Annotated in this window: 8 protein-coding genes; all 8 read right to left on the bottom strand. The window is 38.5% G+C overall.

Annotated elements, in window-relative coordinates; all coding sequences use genetic code 11:
* Nucleotides 1–826 (bottom strand): DUF979 domain-containing protein (locus tag QZ055_RS06680; protein WP_295825487.1); only part of this gene is annotated, 826 nt, incomplete at its 3' end.
* Between the two features lies 1 nt (nt 827).
* Nucleotides 828–1,577, bottom strand: coding sequence for a DUF969 domain-containing protein (locus tag QZ055_RS06675; protein WP_101928628.1), 750 nt, complete (start codon nt 1,575–1,577; stop codon nt 828–830).
* A gap of 232 nt (nt 1,578–1,809) precedes the next feature.
* Nucleotides 1,810–2,295 carry a GNAT family N-acetyltransferase gene (locus QZ055_RS06670; RefSeq protein WP_005387448.1) on the bottom strand — a complete coding sequence of 162 codons (486 nt, stop codon included), beginning with the start codon at nt 2,293–2,295 and terminating at the stop codon, nt 1,810–1,812.
* Nucleotides 2,296–2,639: 344 nt separating this feature from the next.
* On the bottom strand, nt 2,640–4,607 hold the full coding sequence (locus tag QZ055_RS06665) for an S-layer homology domain-containing protein (RefSeq protein ID WP_295825484.1): 1,968 nt from the start codon (nt 4,605–4,607) through the stop codon (nt 2,640–2,642).
* A gap of 684 nt (nt 4,608–5,291) precedes the next feature.
* Entirely contained in the window at nt 5,292–6,479 is a 1,188-nt protein-coding gene (locus QZ055_RS06660; protein ID WP_016476159.1) for an MBL fold metallo-hydrolase, read from the bottom strand.
* Between the two features lie 322 nt (nt 6,480–6,801).
* Nucleotides 6,802–7,341 carry a hypothetical protein gene (locus QZ055_RS06655; protein WP_295825479.1) on the bottom strand — a complete coding sequence of 180 codons (540 nt, stop codon included), beginning with the start codon at nt 7,339–7,341 and terminating at the stop codon, nt 6,802–6,804.
* 100 nt (nt 7,342–7,441) lie between these two features.
* On the bottom strand, nt 7,442–7,771 hold the full coding sequence (locus tag QZ055_RS06650; protein WP_295825476.1) for a multidrug efflux SMR transporter: 330 nt from the start codon (nt 7,769–7,771) through the stop codon (nt 7,442–7,444).
* Between the two features lie 73 nt (nt 7,772–7,844).
* A partial coding sequence (locus QZ055_RS06645) for an isocitrate/isopropylmalate family dehydrogenase (RefSeq protein WP_295825473.1) occupies nt 7,845–8,209 on the bottom strand: 365 nt, incomplete at its 5' end.

Genomic DNA, 8,209 nt, shown 5'->3' with positions numbered 1-8,209 from the left:
CTACCGGTACGATGTTGAAGTTGGCCGCCATAGGTGTCATCAAAGTACCGCAATAGCCAGCAAGCATTGCGATAGCACCAACAGCAGCTGGGTTTGCACCATGAGCTACAACGAGCATTGGAACACCAATAGCACTTGTAATCATTGCAAAGGCTGCAAAAGCGTTACCCATGATCATTGTGAAGATGACCATACCGATGCAGTATGCTACAACTATGAGGAATACATTATCTGCAGGTACCACACTAGCTACAGCACTGGAGATAATTTTACCAACGCCAGCTAAATTAAATAAATAGCCTAGAGCCGCTAATAATTGGGATAAGATAGCAGTCCAACCGATAGCATCGATAAGACGACGACCTTCATGGAAGCCTTGGTTAAATGAACCCTTAGTGATGTAAAGAGCAGCACCCATAGCAATGATTGCGGCAATACCAATGCCTACAAGAGCACCTAATTTAGTAAAGAAGCCAATGATGAATGTGATGATACCAACAAGTAAAGCCGGTACGAAAATAACATTACCAATACGGACTGCTTCGTCTTTTTTGAATTCAATAGGAGATTCAAAGTAATGACCTTTGCCGAGTTGTTTTACCAAGACGATAGCAGCCATGGCGATAACGAGCCAGCCATTTATTTCCTTTGATAGATAAGAACCAAAGATAAAGGACACGCTGTACAAGAGCCAGAATAAACCTGTACCGATACGATATTTATGTTCTTTATCTAAAAATGATTGAATGGCAAAGATAAATAAGATGATCCCTACGAGAAGGTATACATAATCTAAGGGCTGCATTTTATAGATAAGTTCTAGCATATTATTCAGCCTCCTTCTTTAATTCTTCTGGTGTAACAAGGATATTAAATTCATTAGGTACTAATTTACCAGCTTTCATATCCTCTTCGTCACGAGCTACAGAGGCTTGAATTGTTTTATCAAAGATAATAAAGCGAATGAAATTAACGATATAGGCACAAACAGCTGTTGGCAATCCGTATAACACCATATCTGTTAACTCTACAGAATAGCCTAATTGTTCCATAACACCTTTGATAAGCAATAACCCACCAGCAGCAAGGAACAAGTTTTGACCGAAGAAATTGCCTATATTATCTGCAGAAGCAGCTATACCACGCACCTTATCAAGAGTACGTTGAGATACTGGGCGACCTTGCGCTACTGCAGCTTCACTCATAGGTGCGATCAACGGACGTACCATGGCAACCATACCGGACATGTTAATACCAAAAGCTACAGTTACTTGGCGCACAAATAAGTAAATCATAAAGATACGACCAGCCGTAGCAGCGTTGATCTTACCGATCAAAATTTCTGCCCGTTCACGTAAGCCATGACGTTCCATAAGACCAATAACAGGTAAAATCAAAATAAATAATGACATATAACGATTTTTAACGAAAGCCTCCCCAATGGCACCAACGATATCGTTGATACTGAGACCACCTGCAAGGCCCGTTACAAAACCTGCGGCTACGACAACTAACAAGGCATTAAAGCGCAGCATCAGACCGATGACCATCACTAAAATACCAGATAAGACTAACATAGTCTCACATCCTTTCTACAAACCATCTATAAACTAGTTCTATAGTCCATAGATATAATATATATGTTTACATTATATAATATATATGTTTACTTTATATACCCAAATATGTTTTTTTTGCATAAACAAATAAACCTTATACATTACTCTCATTTGATACAGTTATTATGTCACATTAAGTACACTCTATATCAAAATAGTTATGTATAAGGTTTAATTAGTTACTAGGCAACTATAATAAATCCTTTTTGAAAAGTATGGTAGTATGTTGTTTACCTCTAAAATGAACTTTGTCATAGGCCTTAAAGCCAAAGGACTCATACATTTTAGGCAACCATGGATGTTCTTTTGCAGTCCCCAATGTAACAGCAGGCGTTTTAAATTGGTTAATCAATAATTCTTCAGCATAGCCAAGAGTTTCCCGAGCATAACCTTTTCCTTTAAACTCTGGTGCGGTTACAAAGTGAGCGATGTGTGGAAATTTATCCGGTGTAGAATATTTCACCCACGGCATACAGAATGTAATAGAGCTTACAAGTTGTCCATCAATATACAATCCATATACAGGATAGGTCTCGATCCATTCTTTGGATTCTTCCTCTGTAAAATCGATAGCATCGAATGTAATCGGATAGTCCTTAATCGCTGCATAACCGTCGATTAATACCTTATGATATTCCGCTGTATCTGCTACAGTTAATTGTCTAAATTCTTTCATGGTCTTTCCCTCATATCTATATTTTTATTCATAAACTATGTATATTTATTACTTATGAACGTTATTATACACCTATATATATTTACTTTCAAGATTTTTACATAAATATTATATGAAGTTTTTATACCCAATAAGAAAACATAGAATGATATATCGTAATACTAGTATTTTATCTATTATAAAAGTTATCCAACATACATAAGATGTATAAATATTAATTTCACTATTTATATTTCAGGGTTAATATATCAATTCTATATAAGCATAAAAAAACAGGATGTATCACTGGGATACATCCTGTTTTTGAGCTTTCACAAGCTCGAGGGGAAGTTGTTATCAACGTATTATTGGTTAATACGGGAACCGTATACGTCGCGTTGAGTTTTAGGTTCGTTGTTAACGCGAACACGTTCTGTTTTATGACGATCGTTGTCAGCACCAGAAATACGATCCACACGGAAGTGGTTAAGACGAATATTTTGTAATTCAGGACCAAATTCGTTCATAGCACGTTTCATGTTGTCATCGATAGGAGCACCATTTTGAAGTGCACGGTACAACATAGTAGCGAATTCGTAACGAGTCATCTTAACGTCGCCTTTGAATGTGCCATCAGGATAGCCAACAAGGATACCATTACCAGCCAATTGGCTAATGTATTGGTAAGCCCAGTGGTTACGAGGAACGTCTGGGAATTCAGCAGTTTTGCTAGGATCAATTGCATGTGGAGTCAAGATTTGTAACAAGTTGTTATATTTATTTTCCATATCTTGAAGACGTGCATTCAATTCAGCAATTTCACGGCCCATAGCTACGCGAGAGCGGGACTCAGGGGAACGTTTACCAAGACGAATGGATACGCCAGCGTTCAATTGAGATTCGCCAGTACCTACAGTACCACCAACGGAGAACATTGTGTCTTCGTTAGGACGGTAGAAAGCGCCCAATGCAGCGGAGTTAGCATTGTGGTAGTGACCATAACCAGCAGCGATTGTCCATTTGTCATCTGGGTTGAAATCCAATGGATGCAATGCAGCCAATGCAGCAGAACCTGCACCTACTTTATTTACGCGTTTTTCAACATTGCCAACTCGGTTGTTCAAGTTAGTAATATTATTGTTGATTTGACCTGGTGTGGAGTTGTTGATTTGAGTTTGCAAATCATTTGCTACGGAGTACAATTGGCTACCGTTTACAGCATCTGTGGAGTCAGCGGAAATTTTACCAGCTGCTACGTTGTGAATTTGACGTTCTTCACCAGCTTTACCAACGGATACAGAGCCTACAGGGCTAGTGCCTGCGAAGCCACCATATGTATGACCAGCTACTGTTGCGTTAGTTACGTTAGTAGCAGAACGAGTAGTAGAGTTAGCACCTAATGCAATGGAGTTTGCAGTGGAAGCATTAGCTTTGTTACCGATTGCAATACTGTAGTCAGCAGTTGCAGCTGCATCAGAACCGAATACGTTAGTACGTACGCCTGTTGCTTGTGCACCAGCACCGAATGCTTGTGCATGATCGCCAGTTGCTGTTGCAGAGGAACCAATTGCATTAGCATGGTTGCCATTAGCTGTAGCATCAGCACCGATAGCATTAGCTTTGTAACCAGTAGATTTTGCTTGGTGACCAAGAGCTAAAGAACGTACATCGGAAGCTGTTGCACGAGTACCGATTGCAATGCCCCAAGTTTTGTCAGCTTGAGCTTCGTGACCGATAGCGATTGTTTCGCTCATTTTAGCTTTTGCTTCGTTACCTACTGCCAATGCAGAGCTACCTAATGCAGTGTTTTTAGAACCGATAGCTACAGAATTGCTGTTCCAAGAACCAGTTTGAAGTGTAGCAGAATCAGGTTCATTATCGAAAGTACGATCGCGGTAGTTTGTAGTTGTACCAGCTACAGTATTGTTATAACCATAACCGATAGCATTTGTACCGTTAATTACGTTGCTATCACCGAAAGCTTGTGCAAATGCACCTGTTACAGTATTGCCATCACCGAAAGCATTAGCTTGGTTACCATTAATGGAGTTTTGGTTACCGTATGCACTGCTAGAACCATTAGCGCTTGTAATTGTATTACCTTGACCTACAGCGATGCTAGTAGCTGTACCATTTGCAACAGTACCATAAGAAATACTATTATGTGTAGTATCTGGGGTTTGACCAGCTTGATCACCTACGGCTGCAAAAATAAAACCATCTGCTGTAGATACAGGTGTTGCTGCACTTACAGGAGCAACAGTAGCACCTACAGCTGCAGCAGCAGCCAATACAGCAAACGCTAATTTTTTGGAATGTTTGTTTTCTCTCATCTTACACCCTCACTAAATTAAAATTCTTAACCAAACACAATACAATTTTTCAACCTCTCTAAGTTCCGCCTCTCTCCTCGGGCTGATAAAATATACTTCTCACGTCTCACATAAGAAATATATTCGATTCAATTTAAGAAAAATTTATATTGTTGATTACCCGCATAGCATATCAAAGTTTTACGATATAAACAAGCCTTTTTCCCATATAAAGTTCATTAATAACTCTTCATAATTCCAAAAAATAGCATGATTACTGGCATTCTTTGTTGTATCAATATACTCATCATTTTTAATGATGAGTAAGAAAAGTCACAGCTTTTTAAGGATTCTACAGAATATATTTTGTATAACTTATAAATAATCGTCGCTTTAATAAGTTTTATAAATATTTCAAATAGCCTATCAGTCCTTATTCATATTAACTTCATGAACTCTTTCTGAAATTCTAATAAGAGAATAATTAATCATTTTTCTGAATTTTATAATAATTTTATATTTATTCTTAATAGTATTCTACATCTACTTAAATAAGTTAATAAGTATACATATATCACCCAAAATATTCGCATAAGTTTACAAAACAAGGCTTAATCTATATATACAGCATCCATATTCTTTCCATAGCTATCATAAATACCAAAAAGCTCCTACGTTACATAAACGTTAGGAGCTTTTTATATATTAAGCCAACAAGGCTTTTACAAGTTCTTCTGCTTTGCCAAAATCATCTGCATCTGGGTTCCAGTTACATTTAATTTCAGGTTCCACCACGGAGAAACCATATTTAGTTAATTCTTCACGAAGTACCTTCGTAGATTCACCAGACCAACCGTAGGTACCAAATACGGCAGCCTTTTTATTTTTAAACTTCAATTCACGCAAAAAGTCGAGCCAACCAGCTACAGAAGAGATAACACTATTCCCTACTGTCGGAGAACCAACGGCAATTGCTTTTGATTTGAATACTTCTGTCATAATGTCGTTTTTATTTGTTTTACTGATATTAAAGATCTTAACCCGTGTATCAGGAGATTGTTTAGCAATCTCATCAGCAATTTTATGGGCTAATTTCTTTGTACCATCCCACATAGTGTCATATACGACTGTAATTTGGTCTTCTTGGTATGCTTGAGACCACTCATAGTATTTCTCTACGATTTGCAATGGGTTTTCACGCCAAATTGCACCATGGCTAGTAGCAATAATATCAATTGGTAAGTTGAGCTTTTGAATTTCTTCAACCTTAGCTTTTACCAATGGAGAGAATGGATTCAAAATATTGGCGTAATATTTCATCGCCTCTGCCCATAGACGACATTGATCGGCCTTATCTGCCCACAATTCTTCTACCGCAAAGTGTTGACCGAATGCATCATTGGAAAACAAAATGTTATCGCCAGTCATGTACGTTGCCATGGAATCAGGCCAATGGAGCATGCGCATTTCTACGAATACCAAAGATTTACCGTTGCCAATATCTACAGAATCACCTGTCTTCACAGTTTTAAAATTCCATTCTGGATGATGATATTGACCAACCAAGGACTTAACGGCATTTTCTGTGCAGTAAATCGGCGTATTAGGGATTTTTTCCATCAACGCTGGCAAGGAACCGCTGTGATCGACTTCGCCGTGATTACATACGATGAAATCAATCTTGTTTAGATCAATTTCAGATTCCAAATTATCTATAAACTCTGAAGAATGAGGTTTCCATACGGTATCGATGAGGACGGTTTTTTCCTCTTCAATCAAGTACGCGTTTTGGCTAGATCCATTATTAATGCTGTAATCAGAACCGTGAAATTCTTGCAATTCCCAATCAATTTTACCAACCCAAGATACGTTATTTTTTATATGCTTTCTCATAATAACCTCCATAATTCTTGTGAAAGTCTTTCACAATTAACAATATGTACGGCCTATGTGGCATCTGTGTATATGTACCTATCTATGTACCTATGCATATATCACAACTCGGTCATTAACTATGGTTTTATTATAACCATATCGCATAGTTAAGTCTGTATCTGTAGGTACAGATTTGATAATTATTCTAAAAAACCACTCATGGGTAATCAAATTCTATACATTAGCGTACAATAAATTTCCCATGAGTGGTTACGAGCATATGCAGTTTTAATAGCAGGTTGTTTATTATCTAGCTTAGATAAGCTAGGATAACGTCCTATTATTTATTCTCAGGCTTAGATAATCCTGGAATTGCTTTATAGATATATAACGCAATATATCCATCAACCATGCTATGAACGATAGTACCGCCGCCTACTAGAACGAATACGACATAAATTAGATCGATATTCGGTATCGTAGTTGTCGTATAGAATAATAGACACGCAAGCACTTCACCGATGGCGTGAACGATAGCACAAGCAAAGTTGAAAGCAGCAAAGGATAAGGCCCCTGTTAATACACCTGGATGATGTTTTATATAATAAGCCCCCATCAAGGCAAAGATGATATGAGATGCAGCGCGCATAACGATAACGATAGGGAAGCCAGCTACAAAGAAACCTAGCGTAGAGCCGATAACAACACAAGCAGCCATCTTACGGGACAAGAACATGGCTAGGAATATAGGCACGTGACTCGCTAGTGTATACGAAGCCGGTGGAATGACAACTTTCAGAGGCATCATAATAGGAATCATGATGGCTAATGCCATCAACAACGCAGTAATGGTTAAATTTCGATACATGGAAGAATTCATAAAGGCCTCCTTATTAGCTCTTCTCTCATCTAACAATATGATTATGGTAATTATAATATAAGACCGATCTAATTAATGGCTATGTTAACAGACTTATAGATTAGTGACCTACATTTCCCCACAAGTTAAGGATGACAACACCAACTACAATAAGACCTATCCCAAAAATGGTGTACATATTATAGCCCTCACTAAAGATAAAGACAGAAATGAGTGCTGTCACCACGAGGCCTACGCCAGACCAGGTAGCATAGGTAACACTGAGTGGAATATATTTCAGTACATGCGTCAATGTATAGAAAGATCCTACATAGCCACATACGCAGGCAATAGTCTGTAACGGCCGCGTAAAACCATCAGATGCTTTCAACATGGTCGTTGCAAATAACTCAAGCCCTATAGATAAAGCTAGTAAAAAATATGGTAACATAACGCCTCCCACAAAAAAGAGAGGGCCTTACTACCCTCTCTTCAATACATAAGTACGCACTCAATCGCACCTATTATAAACGTTCGATTACGGCTTGCGCCATTTCTGTGGTACCTACGCGTTTTAACCCTTCGCGGTAGATATCGCCTGTGCGATAACCATCAACGAGTACTTGTTCAACAGCTTTTTCAATAGCGTCAGCCACTTGAGGTAAATCAAGGGAGTGACGGCACATCATAGCTGCGGACAAGATGGTGCCCAATGGGTTCGCCAAGTTTTGACCCATAATATCTGGTGCAGAACCGTGGATTGGCTCGTACAACGCTGTGCCAGTACCCATGGATGCAGATGGTAAAAGCCCGATAGAACCAGAAATAACAGCACCTTCGTCAGACAAGATATCGCCGAACAAGTTTGTTGTAACGATAACGTCGAATT

The sequence above is a fragment of the uncultured Veillonella sp. genome (assembly GCF_905209685.1).
Lineage (GTDB): Bacteria > Bacillota > Negativicutes > Veillonellales > Veillonellaceae > Veillonella.
This window is presented reverse-complemented; position numbering and strand designations above follow the sequence as displayed.

Bases quoted from the DNA above. Each gene is read 5' to 3' on its own strand.
- QZ055_RS06660 (WP_016476159.1), bottom strand. From the start codon at position 6,479: ATGAGAAAGCATATAAAAAATAACGTATCTTGGGTTGGTAAAATTGAT.
- QZ055_RS06650 (WP_295825476.1), bottom strand. From the start codon at position 7,771: ATGTTACCATATTTTTTACTAGCTTTATCTATAGGGCTTGAGTTATTT.
- QZ055_RS06665 (WP_295825484.1), bottom strand. From the start codon at position 4,607: ATGAGAGAAAACAAACATTCCAAAAAATTAGCGTTTGCTGTATTGGCT.
- QZ055_RS06670 (WP_005387448.1), bottom strand. From the start codon at position 2,295: ATGAAAGAATTTAGACAATTAACTGTAGCAGATACAGCGGAATATCAT.
- QZ055_RS06675 (WP_101928628.1), bottom strand. From the start codon at position 1,577: ATGTTAGTCTTATCTGGTATTTTAGTGATGGTCATCGGTCTGATGCTG.
- QZ055_RS06655 (WP_295825479.1), bottom strand. From the start codon at position 7,341: ATGAATTCTTCCATGTATCGAAATTTAACCATTACTGCGTTGTTGATG.